This window comes from Companilactobacillus paralimentarius DSM 13238 = JCM 10415 (assembly GCF_001434985.1).
GTDB classification, from domain to species: domain Bacteria; phylum Bacillota; class Bacilli; order Lactobacillales; family Lactobacillaceae; genus Companilactobacillus; species Companilactobacillus paralimentarius.
On the sequence record NZ_AZES01000033.1, the window covers coordinates 1 to 22777 of the forward strand.

20 protein-coding genes are annotated in these 22777 nt (G+C 35.8%); 11 read left to right on the forward strand and 9 right to left on the reverse strand.

The genetic code is table 11. The features are described from left to right. Positions 1 to 117 precede the first annotated feature (117 nt). The 9 genes from FD33_RS04185 to rpmH all read right to left on the reverse strand — a co-directional run bounded on the left by FD33_RS04185 (position 118) and on the right by rpmH (position 11301). The gene (locus tag FD33_RS04185) at positions 118 to 1194 is read right to left on the reverse strand and encodes a S66 family peptidase (protein WP_025085425.1); all 1077 of its coding nucleotides are present in this window, start codon (positions 1192 to 1194) and stop codon (positions 118 to 120) included. Further along, on the reverse strand, positions 1194 to 2393 hold the full coding sequence (locus FD33_RS04190; RefSeq protein WP_025085424.1) for a chloride channel protein: 1200 nt from the start codon (positions 2391 to 2393) through the stop codon (positions 1194 to 1196). Before FD33_RS04190 ends, FD33_RS04185 begins: the two co-directional genes overlap by 1 nt. 334 nt (positions 2394 to 2727) lie before the next feature. Then, the gene (locus FD33_RS04195) at positions 2728 to 3636 is read right to left on the reverse strand and encodes a Gfo/Idh/MocA family protein (RefSeq protein ID WP_056955782.1); all 909 of its coding nucleotides are present in this window, start codon (positions 3634 to 3636) and stop codon (positions 2728 to 2730) included. A 12-nt stretch (positions 3637 to 3648) separates the two neighbouring features. Beyond that, on the reverse strand, positions 3649 to 6183 hold the full coding sequence (locus tag FD33_RS04200; protein ID WP_034544194.1) for an excinuclease ABC subunit UvrA: 2535 nt from the start codon (positions 6181 to 6183) through the stop codon (positions 3649 to 3651). Positions 6184 to 6406: 223 nt separating this feature from the next. Beyond that, positions 6407 to 8314 carry a tRNA uridine-5-carboxymethylaminomethyl(34) synthesis enzyme MnmG gene (gene mnmG, locus FD33_RS04205; protein WP_056955783.1) on the reverse strand — a complete coding sequence of 636 codons (1908 nt, stop codon included), beginning with the start codon at positions 8312 to 8314 and terminating at the stop codon, positions 6407 to 6409. Between the two features lie 25 nt (positions 8315 to 8339). Next, positions 8340 to 9728 carry a tRNA uridine-5-carboxymethylaminomethyl(34) synthesis GTPase MnmE gene (gene mnmE / locus FD33_RS04210; protein ID WP_025085422.1) on the reverse strand — a complete coding sequence of 463 codons (1389 nt, stop codon included), beginning with the start codon at positions 9726 to 9728 and terminating at the stop codon, positions 8340 to 8342. 140 nt (positions 9729 to 9868) lie between these two features. Continuing rightward, positions 9869 to 10723 carry a membrane protein insertase YidC gene (gene yidC / locus FD33_RS04215; protein WP_025085421.1) on the reverse strand — a complete coding sequence of 285 codons (855 nt, stop codon included), beginning with the start codon at positions 10721 to 10723 and terminating at the stop codon, positions 9869 to 9871. A gap of 28 nt (positions 10724 to 10751) precedes the next feature. After that, positions 10752 to 11093 carry a ribonuclease P protein component gene (rnpA, locus tag FD33_RS04220; protein ID WP_025085420.1) on the reverse strand — a complete coding sequence of 114 codons (342 nt, stop codon included), beginning with the start codon at positions 11091 to 11093 and terminating at the stop codon, positions 10752 to 10754. A 67-nt stretch (positions 11094 to 11160) separates the two neighbouring features. Beyond that, entirely contained in the window at positions 11161 to 11301 is a 141-nt protein-coding gene (gene rpmH, locus FD33_RS04225; protein ID WP_025085419.1) for a 50S ribosomal protein L34, read from the reverse strand. A 505-nt stretch (positions 11302 to 11806) separates the two neighbouring features. Between rpmH and dnaA the strand changes: the two genes are divergently transcribed. From dnaA to FD33_RS04280, 11 genes are all read left to right on the forward strand, one after another. Further along, the gene (gene dnaA / locus FD33_RS04230) at positions 11807 to 13183 is read left to right on the forward strand and encodes a chromosomal replication initiator protein DnaA (protein ID WP_025085418.1); all 1377 of its coding nucleotides are present in this window, start codon (positions 11807 to 11809) and stop codon (positions 13181 to 13183) included. Between the two features lie 158 nt (positions 13184 to 13341). Then, entirely contained in the window at positions 13342 to 14478 is a 1137-nt protein-coding gene (gene dnaN, locus FD33_RS04235; RefSeq protein ID WP_025085417.1) for a DNA polymerase III subunit beta, read from the forward strand. Positions 14479 to 14717: 239 nt separating this feature from the next. Next, complete coding sequence (yaaA, locus tag FD33_RS04240; RefSeq protein WP_025085416.1) at positions 14718 to 14927, forward strand: S4 domain-containing protein YaaA; 210 nt, start codon at positions 14718 to 14720, stop codon at positions 14925 to 14927. Further along, a complete protein-coding gene (gene recF / locus FD33_RS04245; RefSeq protein ID WP_025085415.1) occupies positions 14928 to 16049 on the forward strand; it encodes a DNA replication/repair protein RecF in 1122 nt (373 codons plus the stop codon). It begins immediately after the preceding gene. Continuing rightward, on the forward strand, positions 16049 to 17998 hold the full coding sequence (gene gyrB, locus FD33_RS04250; protein WP_025085414.1) for a DNA topoisomerase (ATP-hydrolyzing) subunit B: 1950 nt from the start codon (positions 16049 to 16051) through the stop codon (positions 17996 to 17998). Before recF ends, gyrB begins: the two co-directional genes overlap by 1 nt. A 17-nt stretch (positions 17999 to 18015) precedes the next feature. After that, a complete protein-coding gene (gene gyrA, locus FD33_RS04255) occupies positions 18016 to 20520 on the forward strand; it encodes a DNA gyrase subunit A (RefSeq protein WP_025085413.1) in 2505 nt (834 codons plus the stop codon). 200 nt (positions 20521 to 20720) lie between these two features. Next, positions 20721 to 21017, forward strand: a complete 297-nt coding sequence (gene rpsF, locus FD33_RS04260; RefSeq protein ID WP_025085412.1) for a 30S ribosomal protein S6 — start codon at positions 20721 to 20723, stop codon at positions 21015 to 21017. 37 nt (positions 21018 to 21054) lie between these two features. Continuing rightward, entirely contained in the window at positions 21055 to 21612 is a 558-nt protein-coding gene (gene ssb / locus FD33_RS04265) for a single-stranded DNA-binding protein (protein ID WP_025085411.1), read from the forward strand. 20 nt (positions 21613 to 21632) lie between these two features. Continuing rightward, complete coding sequence (rpsR, locus tag FD33_RS04270; protein WP_025085410.1) at positions 21633 to 21869, forward strand: 30S ribosomal protein S18; 237 nt, start codon at positions 21633 to 21635, stop codon at positions 21867 to 21869. Between the two features lie 326 nt (positions 21870 to 22195). Continuing rightward, positions 22196 to 22399, forward strand: a complete 204-nt coding sequence (locus FD33_RS04275) for a helix-turn-helix transcriptional regulator (protein WP_025085409.1) — start codon at positions 22196 to 22198, stop codon at positions 22397 to 22399. After that, positions 22386 to 22772, forward strand: coding sequence for a DUF3278 domain-containing protein (locus tag FD33_RS04280; RefSeq protein WP_056955784.1), 387 nt, complete (start codon positions 22386 to 22388; stop codon positions 22770 to 22772). Before FD33_RS04275 ends, FD33_RS04280 begins: the two co-directional genes overlap by 14 nt. Positions 22773 to 22777: the final 5 nt, after the last annotated feature.

Genomic DNA, 22777 nt, shown 5'->3' on the forward strand with positions numbered 1-22777 from the left:
GTGTTTTTATTTTGTCATTTTTCTAAAGTGGCTAACTTGATTATAAAATTCGCCTTATAAAAAGAACGACTAAAAAATGCTATAAAACACGTTGATGTGTTTTATAGCATTTTTTATTTATTCAGCAAAGTAAGGTTCAATGATTTCTAGCTTCTTATTATCCAAATCCAATTTAGCTTTTAAACCATATGGTAAAGCGGTTCTGGGATAAGCATGTCCAAAGTTAAAATTCGTCATCAATGGCGTCTTAGTATCCATTGTCTCCTCTTTTAGAATTTGACAGTAGCCTTCATAGTGAACTTCATTCTGAGGCTTACCAGTGATAATAGCAGCAACTACTTGCAAAATTCCTTTGGCTTTCAAATTCTTCAACATTCCACGATACTCTTCTGGCGTCGGCTTCTCTTCACTAGTTTCCAAGAATAAAATTTTGCCTTCGAATTCTTTGGCATCAGGAAGCAAACGATATTTCTCATTAATTTTGGGTTCATCGTTATAACGCTTATCAGTAAGCAAGCTATTGAGACTATCTATGCAACCACCTAGTAGCTTTCCTTCGACGATTCCTGATCCACGTTGAACCTGATATCCTTTAGTTTCAGGATGACTAATACGAGGTGTATCTAAGGCTACTTCTGAAAAGTCAGTCCGTTCCTCATACCAAACAGGACTACTTGAAATTTCTGTAGTGGCTGGATTTTGAAAATAATGCTCCAAAGTCTTTTTCGTATATGGAAGTAATTCAGTATCTAACTCGGCCAAATCATTGATAACATTGGGGCCATAAAAAGTTATTAATCCTAATTGATACAACATCAAATGATCCACTGTTGTATCTGAAAAGCCGGTAAACAATTTAGGATGTTGTTGTACGTTTTTAACGAATTCTGGATCATCTAACAGATAAGGTGCTAAACGATACGTATCTTCCCCACCAATAGCACAGAAAATACCTTTAATTCGATTATCAGCGAAAGCCTGTTTCAAATCGTCGGCGCGCTTTTCGGGATGATTCTTTATGAATTCAATCCCTTTCAAACTATTAGGCATGAATTCTGGAATCAAACCTAATTCTTCAATCCGTTTTTTGCCTTGATTCAATTCATGTTTGGCAAATTTCTCACCCAATACGCCTGCAGAAAGACTAACAATTGCAACGTGATCTCCCTTTTTCAATGCTTGTGGTTTAATCATTAAACGTTCCCCCTGACCTTTAACAAATACTTATTTTTTAAGAATAATACTCCTGCTACCAAAATAATAATAGGGGTAAGTGTAATTGGGAAAAATAACATAATAAATATTCCTGCAACAATTGGTGACAACAGTTCACTCATCAGAGTCGTCGCTAAAACAGCTACTACCAGTAAAGTATCAAAGTTTGGCAAGAGTGCTGCGGTCGCAAAACCAGCTGTCATTGCGGCAAAGGTGATTGGAAAAATATCTCCTCCACGCCAATTAAAGGTTAAACACCAAACTAAGAAAATTAATTTTAATAGCGCCATCAAAAATAAATAAGTCGCCGATTGATTACTCCAAGCTCCAATCAACAAATGGAAACTATGTTGACCGGAGAATAATAGATTGGGTTCTAAATATGAAATAACGATGATTCCTAAGGCTCCCAAAACAATCCTCACGGCCAAATTCAAATTTAACTGTTGAATAGATTTTTCAAATAAATGATTTAATCCCTTCAGAATCATTCCAATAACAATTCCTACTATCATCAGAACTGGTATGATCCACAACTCATTTAACTGCCAATGTGAATGACCCAATTTCATAATAAAAGAAGGCTGATCAGTTTGTTTAATCAATAGAACGAATGCCAACAAACCGTTAATAGAGAAAACTATATAGAGTAATTTTTTCCATTTCAGAAGTTTTGGTGTCTTGGGAGCAATCTTCTCATCATATTTTTGACGATATTTGAAAGGATTCAAGAGACGTTTTATTGATGTTCCCAAAGATAATCGTTTTAACTCATCATATTGAAAATAAAAATAACGTAAATTATCAGCTTGCCAAATTGATAGTGAAATAATAGCACTCAACAATGCCGCTTCAGGACCGACGCCACTTCCAAAACTCAAAATGACTAGAGTTACCAACAGATTCAAGAAAACATCTTGATAATCAATCGTCTGATTTTGCTTCAACTCCTTCAACGAATCCTTCGAAGTCTTGGGAAGATTTGGCCAACGTTTTAACAAAAAGTACAATATAAAACTGCCGACAATAATTAGGAATGTTTGAAAAGTATGACTATCACTAATCCAAACAACTTTAGTCAGAAAACCCTCAATAATTAAAAAAGCTGCCGCAATAAGGCCAATAATAGCACTCAATAATAATCCATAACTGACAAATAAAACTTTTTTGATAGCCACCACCCACTCTCATAAATTAAGAAAATTATAGCATTGAAATTTGGATAAAAAAAAGAGCCCTGCATGTCTGCAGGACCCTTTATGTGGTAAGGTGCGGTGATTTTCCAAACGCTTGCGCGCCAACCACGTACCCTTACCTCGGTTTGGCACCAAGATGTAGTATCGCACGTTCAAACATCCCCGTCAATCTAAATCGTCTTAAGAATGATTTATTGCTTCAAAAAAGCGGCTGAAATCATAATGATTTCAGCCGTTTGGCATTTATTGTTTCACATGGAACATATTGTATAAATACATATGTTCGCTACTATATATTGTGGTGCATTTCAAACCACTATTTCTTAATTGTTTTGACCAAATCATAACAGAGTTTATGACTAAGAATAGCTGACTTCGGACTAACTGGATTTTCGCTATTATTAGTAACTGCTTTAAGAAAGGCTCTAGTAATTGGATCAAATCCTCTTGTTACCAAAGTATTCTCCCAATCTGGGCGTGAAGTTTGTGTCACTGCTCCGGTTTGATACGTTTGTAAAAGATTTAAGTTAGTAACTACTTGACGTGTTTTTGAGCCTTGAACAGTAGTCATTTCTAAATTACTGCCACCAACCATATTCGTAATAACTTGAACGTGACTCTTTGCCCCAGTCAAAGTGATATAACCTTGCTCCAAATTACCATCATTCGTAACTAAAAAGTTATCTACTTTTTGAATAGGCTCATCCATTAAATAAACTGCTGTATCGACTGAATGAATCATCAAATCAAAAATAGCAAACGCCGTTGGTTGTAGCGCATTCTCACGTATCTTTTCTGAGACGATAGTTCGTTTGTCAGCAATTTGTTTTAACTGCTGATCAAATGGCGCAAATCGACGATTAAAACCACAAGTTAACAATAGTTCTTTCTTTTCCGCTAGTTGGTAAAGTTCTTCTACTTCTGCCAAATTCTCTGAAACTGGTTTATCGACATAAACGTTGATACCAGCCGTCAATAATTGTTTGATGATCTGATAATGAGTTTTAGTAGGCGTATGAACAAAAACTGCCAGTGGTTTCTCAGCTATCAATTGATCCAATGTCTGATGAAAATGTTTGAATCCATACTTCTGTTCCAACATTTTTCCCTTAGCTTCATTTCTAGTTGTTAAATGCCATTCATATTTATCTTGCAAAGTCGCCATAACCGGTAAATAAGCTTTTTGTGCAATATTTCCTAGCCCAATGACACCAATTTTTTCCATATATTTAACCTCTTAATCTTGATTGAACAATTTCAAATGTTCTTTGAGGTACTTTCCAGTTAAACTAGCCGAATTATTTGCAACCGTTTTCGGTGTACCCGTTGCTATAATCTTACCACCATTGACTCCACCTTCGGGACCTAAATCATTGATGTAATCAGCATTGGATATAATATCCAAATCGTGTTCAATTACGATAATTGTGGCGTGACGTTTCAACAATTTATTAAAAACATCCAACAATACGCCAACATCCTTAGGATGCAACCCGACACTAGGTTCATCGAAGACAAAGAGTTGATTCTTTTGACTACGCTTCATATAAGTAACTAACTTCATTCTTTGAGCTTCCCCACCGGACAAAGTTGGTGTACTCTCACCTAATTTAAGATAGCTTAATCCAATATTGATCAAAACATCTAGTGTGTTTTTGATTTGAGGAACATCTTGGAAAAATTTATCAGCTTGTTTAACTGACATATCTAGGATCTCAGCAATGTTCTTACCATGCCACATAATATCAAGAATTTCTTTTTTATAACGATTTCCGTGGCAGACAGGGCAAGTTTGAACCATATCAGGTAAGTACTGAATATCCAAAGTAATTACACCAGTACCACCACAATTTGGACAAGCACCCTGTTTATTGTTGTATGAGAAATAAGTTGGCGTAAATTTCTTAGCTTTAGCCTCTGATGTTTGCGCAAAGATTTTTCTTAGATGATCCAAAATTTTGGTATAGGTTCCAACCGTGGAACGAACATTTTTACCAATTGGAACCGAATCAACTTTAACAATATTCTTAATATCAGCGTTATCAATTGATTTGACAAATTTAGGTAGTTGCTCGCCATCAATCTTGTCTTGTAATGCTGGTAATAGACTTTCAAAAATTAGAGTTGTCTTACCAGAGCCTGACATCCCCGAAACGATATTAAGTGATTCTTTACTAAATTTAGCCGTCATATCGTGAATGTTATAACGGTCTCCAATTTGAATACTGATGGTTCCTTTTTTAAAGACCTCTGTTGGTTGATGTTTGATAATATCAGCTTTACCCGTTAAATAAGGTTGAATCACAGAATCGGGATGATGTTCAATTTCCTCAACTGTCCCTTGTGTAATAACACGACCACCATCAGCACCAGAATCAGGACCTATTTCAATTACGTAATCGGCAGCCGCAATAATACTTGTGTCATGATCTACGACAATCAAGGAATTCCCCAATCTAACTAATTCACGCAAAATTTTAATCAACCCGGCCACATTAGCGGCGTGTAATCCAACACTAGGTTCATCTAAAACATACAGAACCCCAGTCATCTGATTTCTGATCGTCCGAGCTAACTGAATTCTCTGAAGTTCACCAGTTGATAAAGTATTACCCGCACGAGAAATGGATAAATAATTAAGTCCCAAATCAACGATGGGTGACAGCAAATCTAATAATTCATTAGTTAAGTTTTTGCCCAAGGATTTCATATCATCAGGTAACCAATCCATAATCTCCTGACAAAAATCTTGAAGTTGAGAAATCGTGAATTGAGAAACCTCAGCAATATTCTTGCCGACTAATTCATTGGTGAACAATTTAGGATTAAAACGACTACCATGACAATCTGGACAAGTTTTTTCAGTATAGAATCTTTCTAAACGTGTCAAAGTATTCTCATTCTTAGTACTTTTCAAACTATTCTTAACGGCAGTTATCGCATTCTCATAAAGGGCATTCAGTCTAAATGAACGTCCGGTCTTAGTAGGAACCAAAATCTCTTTCTTTTGTTCCTTACCATTAATTACGATATCTTTTTCCTTTGCCGTTAAGTCCTTGAATGGGACATCAGTTCTAACGCCTAATTCTTTAATAATATCTTTTTGTAAAGTTCTTCCAGGCAAATTCCAAGACCTTATAGCTCCCTCATCGATACTTAGAGATTGATCTGGAATAATTTTATCTAATTCAATTTCTTTTAAGAAACCAGTTCCCTGACATGTAGGACAAGCTCCATCGGAGTTGAAAGAAAAGTCTTCAGCACTAAAGGCCATAAACTTAGCCTGACAAACAGGACACGTCATCATTCCCATATCCTCATCGCTAGTTGGCAAATCCATAACTTCAGAAATTTTTAAAGTTGGATCTAAACGATGACCATTGGGACAAACTACTGAAGCTAGTCGTGAGAACATCAATCTTAAAATATTTAGACTCTCAGTCATTGTTCCAACGGTTGAACGCACACTAGGTACAACAGGCCGTTGTCTTAAAGCAATCGTTGAAGGTAAATTCTTGATGTTCTTAACGTCAGAACGGCCCATTTGTGTGATTCTTCTTCTCGTATAGGTTGATAAAGCATTCAGATACTTTCTGGCTCCTTCTGCATAAATCGTATCCATAGCTAAAGAAGATTTTCCTGAACCCGAGACTCCGGTAATCGCCACAAACGAATTCAAGGGAATATCTACATTGATATTTTTGAGATTATTAGCATTGGCCCCGATAACCTCAATATTATCTGGAATATAATTTTTATGTCTAATTGTCATATCTTTCTCCCTCTGATTAACAGGTCGATTATAACATTGCTATTGTTTATTCTTTAATGTAACGCCGAAGCTGAGTTTGTCATTTTATTTATCAATTGATAAATGGCGGCGAAACGTTTTATTTTCTTTCTATTTCAAAAATCGGAAGGACCATGTCGCTTGCGACATGGTCCTTCCGATTTTTTCATATATTATTTTTATAGTGAAGCGTTATAACGTCAAACTATTTTGCTTCTGGTAACTTAGCAATCTTTCCTTGTTCAATATAAACACTCAAAATACCAATATCAGCTGGATTTACACCACTGATACGACTTGCTTGAGCAATTGTTTCAGGATTGATCTTACTTAATTTTTGAACAGCTTCAGTAGCTAAACTATCAACCTTTGTATAATCAATACGATCAGGAATTTTCTTTGATTCCATCTTCTTCAAACGATCAATTTGAAGTTGTTCTTTCTTAATATACCCAGCATACTTCGTAGCAATTTCAACTTGTTCAGCCACTCGGTTATCGACTGGAAAATCAGCCGCACCAACCATATCAATAATATCTTGATAGTGAACTTCTGGTCTTCTTAAGAAATGATCAGCTAACACACCATCCTTCAAAGGTTTCAAATCATGTGCCTTTAAGAATGGCAAAGCTTGCTTAGGAGTAATCATCTTACGTGAAAGACGATCTAGTTCCATCTTGATAGTTTGACGCTTTTCTTTGAAGGCGTTATAACGGTCATCATTAATTAGTCCCAAAGCATAACCTTTATCTGTCAAACGAAGATCAGCATTATCGTGACGCAAAATCAAACGATACTCAGCACGACTAGTTAATAGACGATATGGTTCGTTAGTTCCTTTAGTTACAAGGTCATCAATCAAAACACCAATATAAGCTTCATTACGATGTAAGATAAATGGATCCTTACCCTGAGCACGTAAAGCAGCATTGATACCAGCCATAATTCCTTGTCCAGCAGCCTCTTCATAACCTGATGTTCCATTCATCTGTCCAGCTGTAAAGAGATTCTTAACAACCTTAGTTTCAAGATTCAACTTCAATTGCCATGGCTCGATGACGTCATATTCAATGGCATAACCTGGACGCATCAACTTAGCATTTTGAAGTCCAGCAACAGAATGAAGCATCTTCAATTGAATTTCCTCAGGCATAGAAGTTGAGAAATCTCCAACATAATACTCTTGAGTATCTTTACCCTCTGGCTCCAAGAAAATTTGATGTCTTGGCTTATCAGCAAAACGAACAATCTTATCTTCGATTGATGGACAATATCTAGGACCAACACCTTTGATGACACCGGAAAACATTGGGGCACGGTTAAGATTGTCACGAATAATCTTATGTGTATCAGCATTCGTGTAAGTCATCCAACATGAAATTTGATGTTGAAGATAACTTGAATCAGGTGTTTCAAATGAGAAGTGGTTAGGTTCTTTATCACCTGGTTGTTCGATTGTTTGATCAAAATCAATCGTATCCTTGTTAACACGAGGAGGTGTTCCTGTTTTAAATCTTGTTAACTTGAAACCATGCTTTTCAAGATCCTCAGATAATTTGATTGAAGGAATACTGTTATTAGGACCTGATGAATATGTCAATTCACCAATAATGATTTTACCTCTGGACGATGTACCAGCTGTTAAGACAACACTCTTTGCGTGATATTTAGCACCTGTAGCTGTGACGATTCCCTTGCAGACACCATCTTCAACGATCAATTTTTCAGCAATACCTTGACGAAGCGTTAAGTTAGGTTCTTTTTCCAAAGTATTTTTCATTTCACGATGATACATATTTTTATCAGCTTGGGCACGAAGTGCTCTAACAGCAGGTCCCTTACCAGTATTAAGCATTCTCATTTGAATATAAGTCTTATCGATATTGCGGCCCATTTCGCCACCTAAAGCATCAATTTCACGAACCACAATTCCCTTAGCTGGACCACCAACTGAAGGATTACATGGCATGAAAGCTACCATATCCAAATTAATTGTAATTAATAATGTTTTTTCGCCCATTCGAGCGGCAGCCAAAGCAGCTTCTGAGCCCGCATGGCCAGCACCTACGACGATAACGTCATAAGTTTCTGAATCAAATTCTTTAACTTCCATTTTTCCACCTATTAACTTAAATTAACTATTTTCCTAAACAGAATTGCGAGAATAGTTGCGTAATCAATTCATCTGGATAACTTTCGCCGGTAATTTCACCGAGAGTGTTCCAGCAAGCCGTCATATCAATTTGTACAAGGTCAATAGGCATTCCAGCCTCAATCCCTGAAATAACGTCATTCAAGCTATTTTTAGCCTTACGAAGTAATCCTGCTTGTCTAGCACTAGTGATAATGACATTACTACTATTATCTTCAATTCCTGAATTGAAGATTTTACCAATAGTTTGTTTAATTGTTTCAATACCATCATTCTTAATAGCCGAAGTTTGCAAAATAATATCGTCAGCCTTCAATTGAACTACTGAATTAGGCGTTATAACGGGCATCAAATCATTCTTGTTAAAAATAACGATTCGTTTCTTGTCCGTTGTAGCATTTAACAGTTCAATATCGTCATCTTCTAGTTCTCGACTAGAGTCCAAAACTAGAATTACCAAGTCAGCACTCTTTAAAGCACTCTTAGAACGTTCAACACCGATCTTTTCAACTTTATCTTCGGTATCACGAATTCCAGCTGTATCGATCAATTTAAGCGGTACACCATCAATATTGACATATTGTTCAACCACATCACGTGTCGTCCCGGCAACATCAGTTACGATAGCCTTATCTTCGTCCAAAAGACGATTCAAAAGACTAGATTTACCAACATTAGGTTTTCCGACAATTGCAGTAGCTAAACCATGTTGTAAAATTTCGCCACTATCAGCAGTCTTTAACAATTGATCAATACTTGAACTCACAGTACGAGCTTTCTCTAACAACAATTTAGTTGTCATTTGATCAGTATCGTACTCTGGATAATCTATATTAACTTCAACTTGAGCTAAGGAATCCAAAATTTCTTGACGTAGGTTAGCAATCAAATGATGTAAATTTCCATCCAATTGATTGACAGCCACTTGCATAGCCTTATCAGTTTTTGCACGAATCAAATCCATGACAGATTCAGCTTGTGTTAAATCAATTCGGCCATTTAAAAAGGCACGCTTTGTAAATTCACCGGGTTCAGCCATTCTGGCACCAGAACCAATTAAAAGTTGAAGTACTTTATTAGTAGCAACTATACCCCCGTGGGTATTTATTTCTACTACATCTTCACATGTAAAAGTCTTAGGGGCACGCATAACAGAGACCATTACTTCATCAACCAACGAACCATCTGCTGGATCAATAATATGACCGTAATTAATAGTGTGACTTGCAACTTTGGCAAGATCACGTCCCTTAAATATTTTCTTAGCGACTGAAATAGCCTGATCTCCTGACAAACGAACGATGGAGATAGCACCTTCCCCAGGAGGTGTTGAAATGGCTGCAATTGTGTCGTATTCAGTTACTGCACTTGGCATAAAATAGCTCCCTTCTCTATTTTTGAGCATAAAAAAAGTGCATAATCCGCCTGTTTTGACGGAAAAGCACCTTGACTACTTTTCTATATTCGATATTGAAATTTCTAAAACATCTTAACGAGATTTTTAGAGATTGTCAATTATTTACGATTTTTATATACACGTTTCTTAGCTTTTCTAAGACGACGTTGCTTTTCACGTTCTGCTTCCTCAGCCTGTTTTTGTTCACGACGATACTTGAACGGATTTTGGAAAGCCAATGTCTGAAGAACTTGGAACGCATTAGTTACAACCCAATAAATTGTAATAGCTGATGGGAATGTTAATGCTGGAACGAAGATAAAGATTGGCATGACATAAGTCATAATCTTTGTTGTTGCATTTTGTTGTGGTTGTGAATAGCTAGAGATGTATGTACTCAAGAAAGTAAATACACCAGCTAGGATGGCCATGATGTAATATGGATCAGCCTTTCCAAGTTGCATCCATAGGAAGGTACCCTCACGTAATTGTGTTGTCTTGTAAATAGCTTGATACAAGGCAAACATAACTGGCAATTGAATTACCAATGGCAAACAACCAGCCACAGGATTAACTCCTGCCTCACTATATAGCTTTTGTGTTTCTTCCCTTAATTTTTGTTGAGTCTCAACGTCTTTTGATGAATATTTATCCTGAAGAGCCTTCATTTGCGGCTGAATCTTCATTTGCTTATTCATACTTCTTATTTGAAGCCAGTTAAGTGGCAATAGAATAACACGCACAATAACTGTGAAAAGAACGATAGCCCAACCATAACTATTACCAACGATTGATGCTAACCAAAGAATGAATTGAGAGAAACTATATAAAATATAGTGATCCCAAAATCCAGTACTGTGGCTTGTGATTGGTTCATTTAGGTTAGAACAACCAGCCAAAACCAATACGACACTAAGTAATAGCGCAATACCTATGTACTTCTTTAAGCTTTTTTTATTCACTTTTACACCCATTATTTTTTATTCATTAAAATTTAATATCCTACTGTAATATTTTACCCAATTTTAATAAATGCACAATATTCTTTTTTGTTTCAAACATGTCCAAATCAATAGCTGGCTTTCTTGCAATAATCAAGAAATCTAATTCTGCAGGAAGTTCAGGTTTCAATTCTAAAAGTGATTGACGAACGTATCTTTTAATACGATTACGACCAACCGCAGTATGTGAAACCTTTTTTCCTACAGACAATCCAACACGAAAATGTTTTTGGTCCTTTTTCGCAATCTTATATAGTACAAAGTTGCGATTAGCGACTGAATATCCATTTGAATAGACATATTGAAACTCATTTTCTTTTTTTATTCGATAGCTTTTTCTCATATGTCACCAGACTACTCTCGTTTTGTAATAAAAAAAGACCACCAAATTGTTTAGTGATCCTTCAAAACTAAGCTGATAATACTTTGCGACCCTTTTTACGGCGTCTTGCTAGAACTTTGCGACCATTACTTGTACTCATTCTCTTCATGAAACCATGGACGCGTTCACGGTGACGCTTCTTTGGTTGATATGTTCTCTTTGTAGTCATCAGTAAACCTCCTGACTCTTATATTAAAAATTTTTTAAATAACACTTCTTCAGACAATTGCTTAACTATAATATCATGTTCTAGCTCGAATTTAAACAGCTAATTTCCTATAAATGTAAAACTTAACCAAAAAGTTTTTCGCATTCTCGACTGTGGATAATTTGTTTAAAAATTTAACAACTATTTTTTCCACAGATCTGTAAACAGGGTTTTCCAACTGTTAACTTTGTTGTATTTTAGTTTTCCACAGAATTTGTGGAATTCTTGTTTTTTGTTTGTAACACCCATAAATCAAGCATTCTAGACTCCGATAATTGTGGATAACTATGTTAATAACTGGAATCACTTTATATTTTCCACAAGACTGTGGATTAATAAATTACCCACTGTTATTTCTTCATAATTTAAACAAGTGTTCTGTGGAAAACTTCTTAATAGAATGATAAACTATAGACTGTCATTTTAGGGAAAAAATTATCCACAACTTAAGATTGGGGGGAAATAATTGCAAAATATAAATAACTCAACTGATCCAAAACTAACAGAATTTTGGGACTATTTTACAAGTAAACTTAGATCTCAATTAACATCCGTCAGTTATTCAACTTGGGTTGAAAGTGCGAATCCCTTATACATAGATGGAAATAACATTTATATTTCAGTCCCAACAAAACTTCACAAAGACTACTGGGAACGAAATTATACCGAAAAAATTGCTATTTACTCATATGAACTAAACGGAATTGAACTCAACCCAATTATTGAAAATGATGATGAAGCCACAAAAAAAGAGGAACAAGAAATTGCTCCTCAAGTTGAACCGGCCACCGAAACTGCTCAACCAAAACATATATTCCATAATTCACATTTGAATCCGAAATATACTTTTTCATCATTTATTGTTGGTAGTGGAAACCAAATGGCTCACGCCGCAGCCCTTGCCGCAGCTGAGGATCCAGGTGGTGTCTACAATCCACTATTTATTTATGGAGGCGTTGGTTTAGGAAAAACCCATTTGATGCAGGCTATTGGACATCAAATGATCAAACTTGATCCAACTGCTAAAGTAAAGTACGTTACCAGCGAAACTTTCGCAAACGACTTTATTAATTCCATCCAAATGAGAACACAAGATGACTTTCGTCAAGAATATCGCAACGTCGATCTACTACTAATAGATGACATTCAATTTTTTGCCGAAAAAGAGGGTACTCAAGAGGAATTTTTCCATACTTTTAACGAATTGTACGAAAATGGTAAGCAAATTGTCATGACTTCTGATCGCTTGCCAAACGAAATCCCTAAATTACAAGCCAGATTGGTTTCCCGTTTCACTAGTGGTTTATCAGCTGATATCACTGCTCCTGATCTCGAAACTCGAATTGCCATCCTGAGAAATAAAGCCAAAGCTGAACACCTAGAGATTCCAAATGATACTTTGTCTTACATCGCTGCACAGATTGACACAAATGTCCGTGAACTTGAAGGTGCATTGATACGTGTTCAAGCTTATTCAACAACCAAAAACACTGATATAACTAAATCCGTTGCTGCTGATGCTTTAAAAGCCTTCAAACTATCTAATGATAAAAAAGGTTTATCAATCGCAAAAATTCAAAGCAAAGTTGCGAAATTTTATCATGTCTCCGTCCAAGATTTAAAAGGTAAGAAACGTGTAAAATCAATTGTTGTACCTCGACAAATCGCCATGTATCTAGCTCGAGAGCTGACAGACCGGTCACTTCCGCAAATTGGTATGGAATTTGGTGGAAAAGATCATACAACTGTTATGCATTCTTGTGATAAAATATCCGAATTGGCTTTAAAAGATGACGATTTAAAACGTTCCATCAACGAACTAAAAGATGATCTTAGAAATTAACATGTTCATAACTTTTGAGTTTTCCCAGAGTTATCCACACCTGTTAATAACATTCAAAAATCTTATAAATTCTAAGTTGTAGTGACTTATCCACAGTTTTAACAGGCCCTACTACTACTTCTATATTTATATTAATTAATTAAAAAAGGGAGTTACCTATGAAATTTTCTATTGATAGATCAAAATTCATTAACCAAACAAGTAACGTTCAAAGAGCAATTTCAACAAAGACAACTATTCCAATTTTGACCGGAATGAAATTAGACCTTTCTGAAAGTGGTTTAACTATTACTGGAAGTAATTCTGATATTTCAATTACTTCATTCATCTCAAAAGAAAATTCTGAAAATGATTTAAAAATTGAAAATACTGGCTCAATAGTTCTACCAGCTAGATTTTTCAATGAAATCATTAAAAAACTTCCTGGCGACAATTTTGAACTTGAAGTTTTAGAAAATAATCAGACTTTAATCAAATCAGGTGTTTCTGAATTTACTATTAACGGATTAGATGCCGTCAATTATCCACACCTTCCAGAAGTTGAAACTGATAATCAATTAGTTCTTCCAACAGATGTATTTAAAGAAGTTGTCAATCAAACTGTTATTGCTGTTTCAACACAAGAAAGTCGCCCAGTTTTAACTGGTGTTAACTTTTTGATCAGCAATGAAGGTCTAACTGCCGTTGCCACAGATAGTCATCGTCTTTCTCAAAGAAGAATCAATATTACTAGTGATGAAGATTATAATTTGATCATTCCTGGTAAAAGTTTGACTGAACTAGTTAGAACTATCAGTGATAGCGTTAAAGAAATCTCAATGTCGATCTCAGAAAATCAAGTCTTATTCAGTTTTGACAACATTATGTTCTACTCAAGACTATTAGACGGTAGATATCCTGAAACCGATCGTTTAATTCCAGAAGAATCAAGTACTAAATTGACTTTCGATTCTTCAAAATTATTAGCCTCAGTTGAACGTGCATCTTTGCTTTCACATGAAAGTAGAAATAACGTGATTAAATTAGAAATCAAAGCTGTGGATAAAAAAGCTACCCTTTATGGTAATTCTCCAGAAGTTGGTACTGTGGAGGAAGTTTTGGATTTCGATAATCTTGAAGGGGACGATTTGGAAATTTCATTCAACCCTGATTATTTGAAAGATGCTTTGAGATCATTCGGTAGCAATACCACAATCGAAATGAGTTTCACTTCTCCATTGCATCCATTTACGTTGAGACCAGTCGAAGATCGTGATAATTTCGTGCAACTCATCACGCCAGTTCGTACATTTTAATGTGAAATTAGCTAAATAGGCTGAACTTTTCGGTTCAGCCTATTTTTTTTTGTATTATATATTTAAACGCCGTAGTTTAGCGTAAGAACTTTTTTTGGACAATTTTAGTGGGTGGATACTCATTATCCGAAAAATTGCTCAAAACGGCTGATATTTCGTTCTAAGTTGTTTTTTATTGTGAAAACAACTATAATATTGGTATGTCATTAATGGATAAATCTAATAAATAGGGTGTTATTATGTCAGAAAAAATTAAGCTTGAAACTGAATTTATTACTTTAGGTCAACTTTTGAAAGATGAAGGCGTCATTGAGACTGGTGGCCAAGCCAAATGGTTTTTGAGAGAAAATTCAGTCTTACTTAATGGCAGTCCTGAGGATCGTCGCGGTAAGAAGTTGCGTTCTGGCGATGTAATAGTTGTCGGTGATCAAACTTTTGAAATTGAATAAATGTTTGTTAAAGAACTAAAACTTCAAAATTATCGTAACTACGAATCCTTGCAGGTCGAATTTTCGCCGAACATCAATGTGTTCTTAGGTGAGAATGCCCAAGGCAAGACCAATTTATTAGAGGCTATGTACTTTTTAGCTTTAACAAGAAGCCATCGAACATCAAATGACAAGGATTTAATTAAGTGGGGCAGTGATTTTGCTAGAATCTCTGGAACCGTGATAAAAGATAACTCTAGTCGCTTAAAATTAGATTTGGTGATTAGTAAATCTGGTAAAAAAGCTAAATTGAATAATTTGGAGCAACGTAAGTTGTCGACTTACATTGGCAATTTGAATGTAGTTCTTTTTTCACCAGAAGATCTTTCGATCGTTAAAGGTAATCCAGGAATCAGACGGAAATTCATTGATATGGAATTTGGTCAAATGTCGACGCAATATTTAAAGACAATGAGCCAATTTCGTTCGGTTTTAAAACAACGTAATGCGTATTTGAAGAAACTTCAGCATCATCAAGCAAAGGATTTGATCTATTTAGATGTTTTGTCCGATCAATTTGCAGCTTATTGTGCTGAAGTAGTTTTTTCACGCTTACAATTTTTACAAAAACTTCAAGGCTATATTGAAAAGATTCATGCAAACATAACTGAAGATCATGAAAAACTGGAAATTACTTACAGTACATTTTTCAATACTGATGGTAAAACACTTGAAAATATTTATGAAATTTTCAAAAATGCTTTCAAGAAAAATTATCAACGCGAGATTCAACGTGGTGTAACTCTGGCAGGGCCGCATCGTGATGATATCAAATTTTTAGTTAATGGAAAAAATGCTCAAGATTTTGGTTCACAGGGTCAACAGCGTTCGGTTGCACTGAGTTTAAAATTAGCTGAAGTTGAATTGATGAAGGACCAGGTTGGCGATTATCCGATTCTTTTATTAGATGATGTGTTGTCAGAACTTGACCACAAACGTCAAACCCATTTACTGTCGTCGATCAAACAAGGAATTCAAACGTTTATCACGACAACATCAATAGATGATGTAGATCCTAATTTGGTGAAGAATCCGAATATCTTAAATATAAATAATGGCAAAGTTCAACAGGAGGAGATTTAATGGCTGAAGACAGAAAAGCTGAGCTAGAAAAAAGAGAAGAACAAGTCGAAGAATATGATGCTAGTCAAATTCAAGTTCTTGAAGGACTAGAGGCTGTTCGTAAACGTCCTGGTATGTATATTGGCTCTACTAGTAAGCAAGGTTTACATCACCTTGTTTGGGAAATTATTGATAACGGTATTGATGAAGCTTTAGCTGGCTTCGCAACAAAGATTGAAGTTACTGTTGAACCTGATAACTCCATTACTGTTACTGATGATGGACGTGGTATTCCGGTTGATATTCAAAAGAAGACTGGTAAACCAGCTCTTGAAACAGTTTATACAATTTTGCATGCCGGAGGAAAATTCGGCGGTGGCGGATACAAGGTATCTGGTGGACTTCATGGTGTTGGTGCCTCAGTTGTTAACGCCTTGAGTAGTGAACTAGATGTGCAAGTTGTTCGTGGCGGAAAACGCTATGGCATCGACTTTAAACGTGGTAAAGTCAATAATGCTATGCACATTATTGGTGATGCTAAAGAATTTGAACATGGTACGAGAGTTCACTTTGTGCCAGATCCTGATATTTTTACTGAAACGACTGTTTACGATGATAAAGTTTTAACAACTAGAATTCGTGAACTAGCTTTCTTAAATAAAGGACTCAAACTTACATTTACAGATAAAAGAGCTGATACAGCTGAAAAATTGGTATTCCATTATGAAGGCGGAATTAGAAGTTACGTTGAATTTATGGATAAGGATAAAGAAGTTCTCTTTGATGAGCCAATTTATCTTGAAGGTGTTCAAGATGGTATTACAGTTGAAGTTTCATTGCAATATACCGATGAATATCATACTAATTTGATGACTTTCGCTAATAACATTCATACCTATGAAGGTGGTACTCACGAAGTTGGTTTCAAGACAGCTTTGACACGTGTTATTAACGATTACGCTCACAAAAATAAAATGTTGAAAGATACTGAAAAATTATCTGGTGAAGATGTTCGTGAAGGAATGACAGCTGTTGTTTCAATCAAACATCCAGATCCACAATTTGAAGGTCAAACTAAGACTAAACTTGGAAATAGTGATGCCAGAACAATTACTGATCGTTTATTTAGTGAACATTTCTCTAAATTCTTGATGGAAAATCCTGACGTTGCTAAGAAAATTGTTGAAAAAGGTTCTCTTGCTACCAAAGCTCGTCTAGCTGCTAAGCGTGCTCGTGAAGTAACTAGAAAGCAAAATGGATTGGAAATCAGTAATTTACCAGGTAAGTTAGCCGATAACGCCAGTAAAGATCCTGAAATTTCTGAATTATTCATTGTCGAGGGTGATTCTGCCGGTGGTTCCGCTAAAACTGGTCGCTCACGTTTAACACAAGCCATTCTACCTATTAGAGGTAAAATCCTGAACGTTGAAAAAGCTTCAATGGACAAGATTTTGGCTAATGAAGAAATTAGAACATTGTTCACAGCTATGGGTACAGGTTTTGGAGAGGATTTTGATATTTCCAAAGCAAGATATCACAAGATCATTATCATGACCGATGCCGATGTCGATGGTGCTCATATCAGAACTTTACTTTTGACATTGCTTTATAGATATATGCGTCCGGTCGTTGATGCAGGATATGTTTATATTGCCAAGCCACCTTTGTATCAAGTACGTCAAGGTAAGATGATGCAGTACTTTGATACTGATAAGGAAAAAGACGATTTTGTTGAACAATTACCACCAAAGCCAGAACCAAAGATCCAACGTTACAAGGGTCTTGGTGAAATGGATGCTGATCAACTTTGGGAAACAACTATGGATCCCGAGAAGAGAAGATTGGATCGTGTTAACCTCGATGATGCTATCGAAGCTAATGAGATTTTCTCAATGTTGATGGGTGATAAAGTTGAACCTAGAAGAGAATTTATTGAAGAAAATGCACGATATGCTGAAGTAGATTATTAAGGGAGGATGGCAATTTAATGGCAGATCATAGAATAGAAAATGTTAACTTGACAGAAGTCATGAAGAATTCCTTCGTTGACTACGCTGCTAGTGTTATCGTGTCGCGTGCTTTACCTGATGTACGTGATGGTCTAAAACCAGTTCATCGTCGTATTCTTTATGGTATGAATGAGTTAGGTGTTACACCTGACAAACCATATAAGAAGAGTGCCCGTTTCGTTGGTGATATTATGGGTAAATATCACCCTCATGGGGACTCGGCTATTTATGAATCAATGGTTAGAATGGCACAAGATTTCAGTTATCGTTATCCATTAGTTGATGGACACGGAAACTTTGGATCTATTGATGGTGATCCACCCGCTGCTATGCGTTATACCGAAGCAAGAATGAGTAAGATGGCAGTTGAAATGTTGCGTGATATCAACAAAGATACTGTTGATCTTGTTCCTAATTACGATGGTGAAGAAAAAGAACCAATGGTATTGCCAGCCCGATTCCCTAACCTTTTGGTTAATGGTGCAACTGGTATCGCTGTTGGTATGACAACTAATATTCCATCACATAACTTAAAAGAAGTTATTGACGCACTTCATATTTTGATGAGAAATAAGGACGCTACTGTCGCTGACTTGATGAAAGTTATTCCTGGACCTGATTTCCCAACAGGCGGAATTATCATGGGTCGTTCTGGTATCAGAAAAGCCTATGATAATGGTAAAGGAACAATTATTCTACGTGCTAAAGTCGATGTAGTTACTAAGAAGAGTGGCGCAGAACAGATTATTGTTACTGAACTTCCTTATATGGTTAATAAAGCTCGTCTTGTTGAAAGAATTGCTGAATTAGCTCGTGAGAAAAAGCTAGAAGGAATTACTGATTTGAACGATGAATCAGACCGTGAAGGTATGCGTATCGTTATTGATATTCGTCGTGATATGAGTGCTTCCGTAGTGCTTAATAATCTTTACAAATTGACACAACTTCAAATTTCATATGGTATCAATATGGTTGCTATTGTGGGTAAGACTCCTAGAGTCTTCTCATTGAAGGGCATCTTAGTTGAATACTTGAAGCATCAAGAAATCGTTATTAGACGTAGAACTGAATTTGAATTAAGACGTGCTAAAGCTCGTGCTCACATTCTTGAAGGTTTGAGAATTGCTTTGGATCATATTGATGAAATCATCAGTATCATCCGTGGTTCCCAGACTTCAGCAATTGCCAAACAAACGTTGATGGATAAGTACAAATTATCTGACAAACAATCACAAGCTATCTTGGATATGCGTTTGGTTCGTTTGACAGGTTTGGAACGTGACAAAGTTGAAGCGGAATATCAAGATTTGTTAGTTAAGATTGCTGACTTTGAAGATATTTTGGCTAAACCAGAACGTGTTGATAAGATCATCTATGATGAATTGTTGGAAATCCAAGAAAAATTCGGTGATGATAGAAGAACTGAAATTCGTGCTAGCGAAGTTGCTAATATCGAAGATGAAGATCTAATCGAAGAAGAAAACATTCTAGTTGTATTAACACACAATGGCTATATCAAACGTTTGTCTGCGGATGAATTCCGTGTTCAAAATCGTGGTGGCCGTGGAGTTCAAGGTATGGGGATTCATGATGATGATTTCATTGAACAAATGATTTATACATCAACACATGACCGTCTCTTGTTCTTTACAAATGCTGGTAAAGTTTATCGAATCAAAGGTTATGAGGTTCCCGAATATGGCCGTACAGCCAAGGGAATTCCGGTTATTAATCTTTTGAACATCGAAAAGGGTGAAAAGATTCAAACTGTTATCAATGTTGACCGTGATGTTGATGTCGATAATTCATATTTGTTCTTCGTGACTAAATATGGAACAGTTAAACGTACTCCGGTAACTGATTTTGCTAATATCAGACACTCTGGTTTACGTGCAATCACTCTTAGGGATGAAGATGAATTGACTAATGTCTTCTTAACAGATGGTGATAAAGTTATTATTATCGGAACTCATAAAGGTTATGCCGTAACATTTAAGGAAAGTGATGTTCGTCCAATGGGAAGAACTGCTGCTGGTGTTCGTGGTATTAAGCTTCGTGAGGAAGATTATGTTGTCGGTTCTTCAATTGCTGAAGAAGGACAAGAAATTCTAACTATTTCCGAAAAAGGTTATGGTAAGAGAACTTCCGTCGGCGAATATCCTGTTAAGGGACGTGGTGGTAAAGGTATTAAGACTGCTAACGTTACTGAAAAGAACGGTCCAATCGCTGGATTGACAGTAGTTGATGGCGATGAAGATATCATGTTGATTACTGACAAAGGTGTTATGATTCGCTTTGGTGTTCATAGCGTTTCACAAACAGGACGTGCAACCTTAGGTGTTAGATTAATCAAGGTTGATGATGATTCAATCGTTTCAACTATGGCTAAGATTGCTGATGACTCAGATGAGGAAGACGATGATTCATCTTCTGATAATGAGACACCAACTAATGACGAAACATCTGAAACAGATAATAATTAAAAATCAATCGTTTCTGCGTAATTTAGATATGTATCCTAATCGGGACGCGTGTCAGGCAGAAACGATTTTTTATTAGAATTTTTTCTAGTAATTGGTAGGGATTTATGATAAACTCATAACTTGTGAGTATAAAATTGCAGTTAATTTATGCTCCTTGTTCTTTAATTAGAACCATTAGACCATAAGGAGGTGTACAGTCCATGGCTGAAGCACATTACGAAATTACATATATCATTAAACCTGATATTGAAGAAGACGCAAAGAAGACATTAATCGATCGTTACGATAAGATTATTGCTGACAACGGCTCAAAAGTAATCGACTCAAAAGACTGGGAAAAGAAACGTTTAGCATATGAAATTGCTAACTACAAAGAAGGTATCTATCATATTATCAATGTAGATGCTGAAAATGATGAAGCAATTAACGAATTCGACCGTCTTTCAAAGATCGACGATAACATTCTTCGTCACATGATCGTTAGACGTGAAGATTAGTTTTGTTTCACGTGAAACATTTTAAGGAGGCAGATAAATGATTAATCGAGTAGTTCTAGTTGGACGCCTGACACGTGATCCTGAATTAAGATACACTGCCAATGGGGCAGCGGTTGCCAGTTTTACAGTTGCTGTAAACAGACAATTTACTAATTCTCAAGGTGAACGTGAAGCCGATTTTATTAATTGTGTTATTTGGAGAAAAGCTGCCGAGAATTTTGCTAATTTTACTAACAAAGGTTCTCTTGTTGGAATTGATGGACGTCTTCAAACACGTAACTATGAAAACCAACAAGGTCAAAGAGTTTATGTAACAGAAGTTGTCGTTGATAATTTCTCATTACTTGAATCTCGTTCAGAATCTGAAAAGAGAAACTCTGGCAATGGTTCTTCTAGCAACGCTAATTCAAATCAAGCACCTAGCTATAATCAACCAAGTCAATCAAATCAGTCTCCATATGGAAACAATAATAACCAAAGTAACAACAATAGTAATAACAATAATCAATCTAACAATTCAAACAATAATATGAGCGATCCGTTTGCTGACAATAGTAAACCAATCGACATATCAGATGACGATTTACCATTTTAATATAGAAGGGAGCAATTATAATGGCCCAACAAAGAAGAGGCGGACGTAGAAGACGTAAAGTTGACTTCATCGCTGCTAACCATATCGAATACATCGATTACAAAGACACAGACTTACTTAAGAGATTTATTTCAGAACGTGGTAAGATTTTGCCAAGACGTGTTACAGGTACAAGTGCTAAGAACCAACGTAAACTTACTGTAGCTATCAAGAGAGCAAGAATCATGGCTCTATTACCATTCGTTGCTGAAGACTAATTCTTCACAATTAATTAAAGATCACATTCAGGTGGTCTTTTTTTTATGCCCTCTAAGCGACTATGTCGCTTAGAGGGCATTATGTATGCGTTCGATAGAAACACAAGCAGTCACACAGTATCTCTATTAAAAGAAGTTATTAAGTGGATGTATGAAGTGAAGATAATAAAGAGAATTAGGCCTAAAGAGGGGCCTAATTCTCTTTATTTTTTATGAATAAAATGATAGCGGTTACTAAAAACGTCATATATAGTTGACATAAAGATTAATGTGCATTATATTAAAAGTGTCAAATATATATGACTTTTAAGAAAATGGGTGAATCAATGAATCGGGTTCGTGAATATCGACGTGCTAAAAAATTATCGCAAATGGCCTTAGCGGAAGAAATTGGAGTTGCGCGTCAAACGATTAATTTAATTGAGAATGGTAAATATAATCCATCTTTAGATTTGTGCTTAAAATTGGCTTGGGTTTTGGATACAGATTTGAATACATTATTTTGGAGGGATGAAGATGAAGAAAAATAATACGGTTTTGAAATGGTTCTTCGGTGTACGGGGTGTTGTTGATGAATATGCTAAAAGAGAAATTGGTCGTATCGCTACTAAAATTGTATTTATTTTATTCATCTTTGAACTACTTTATATTGGATTAACTTATTTTTTTGCCGGTAGCGGATTGATTAGTAATTTTGAATCTTATTTTTATTTAACATTATTCATTCAATTCATCGGAATTGTATTAATTATTTTGGGATATTCAATGTTGAGTTTTAATCGAAAGAATTCAATATCATCTGAGGTAGCGAATCAAAAAGAAAAAGATAAAGTGATTTCTTTACTTAAAAAGAAAGGCGAATTTTATAATCAAGTTAGCCACTTTAGAAAAATGACAAAATAAAAACA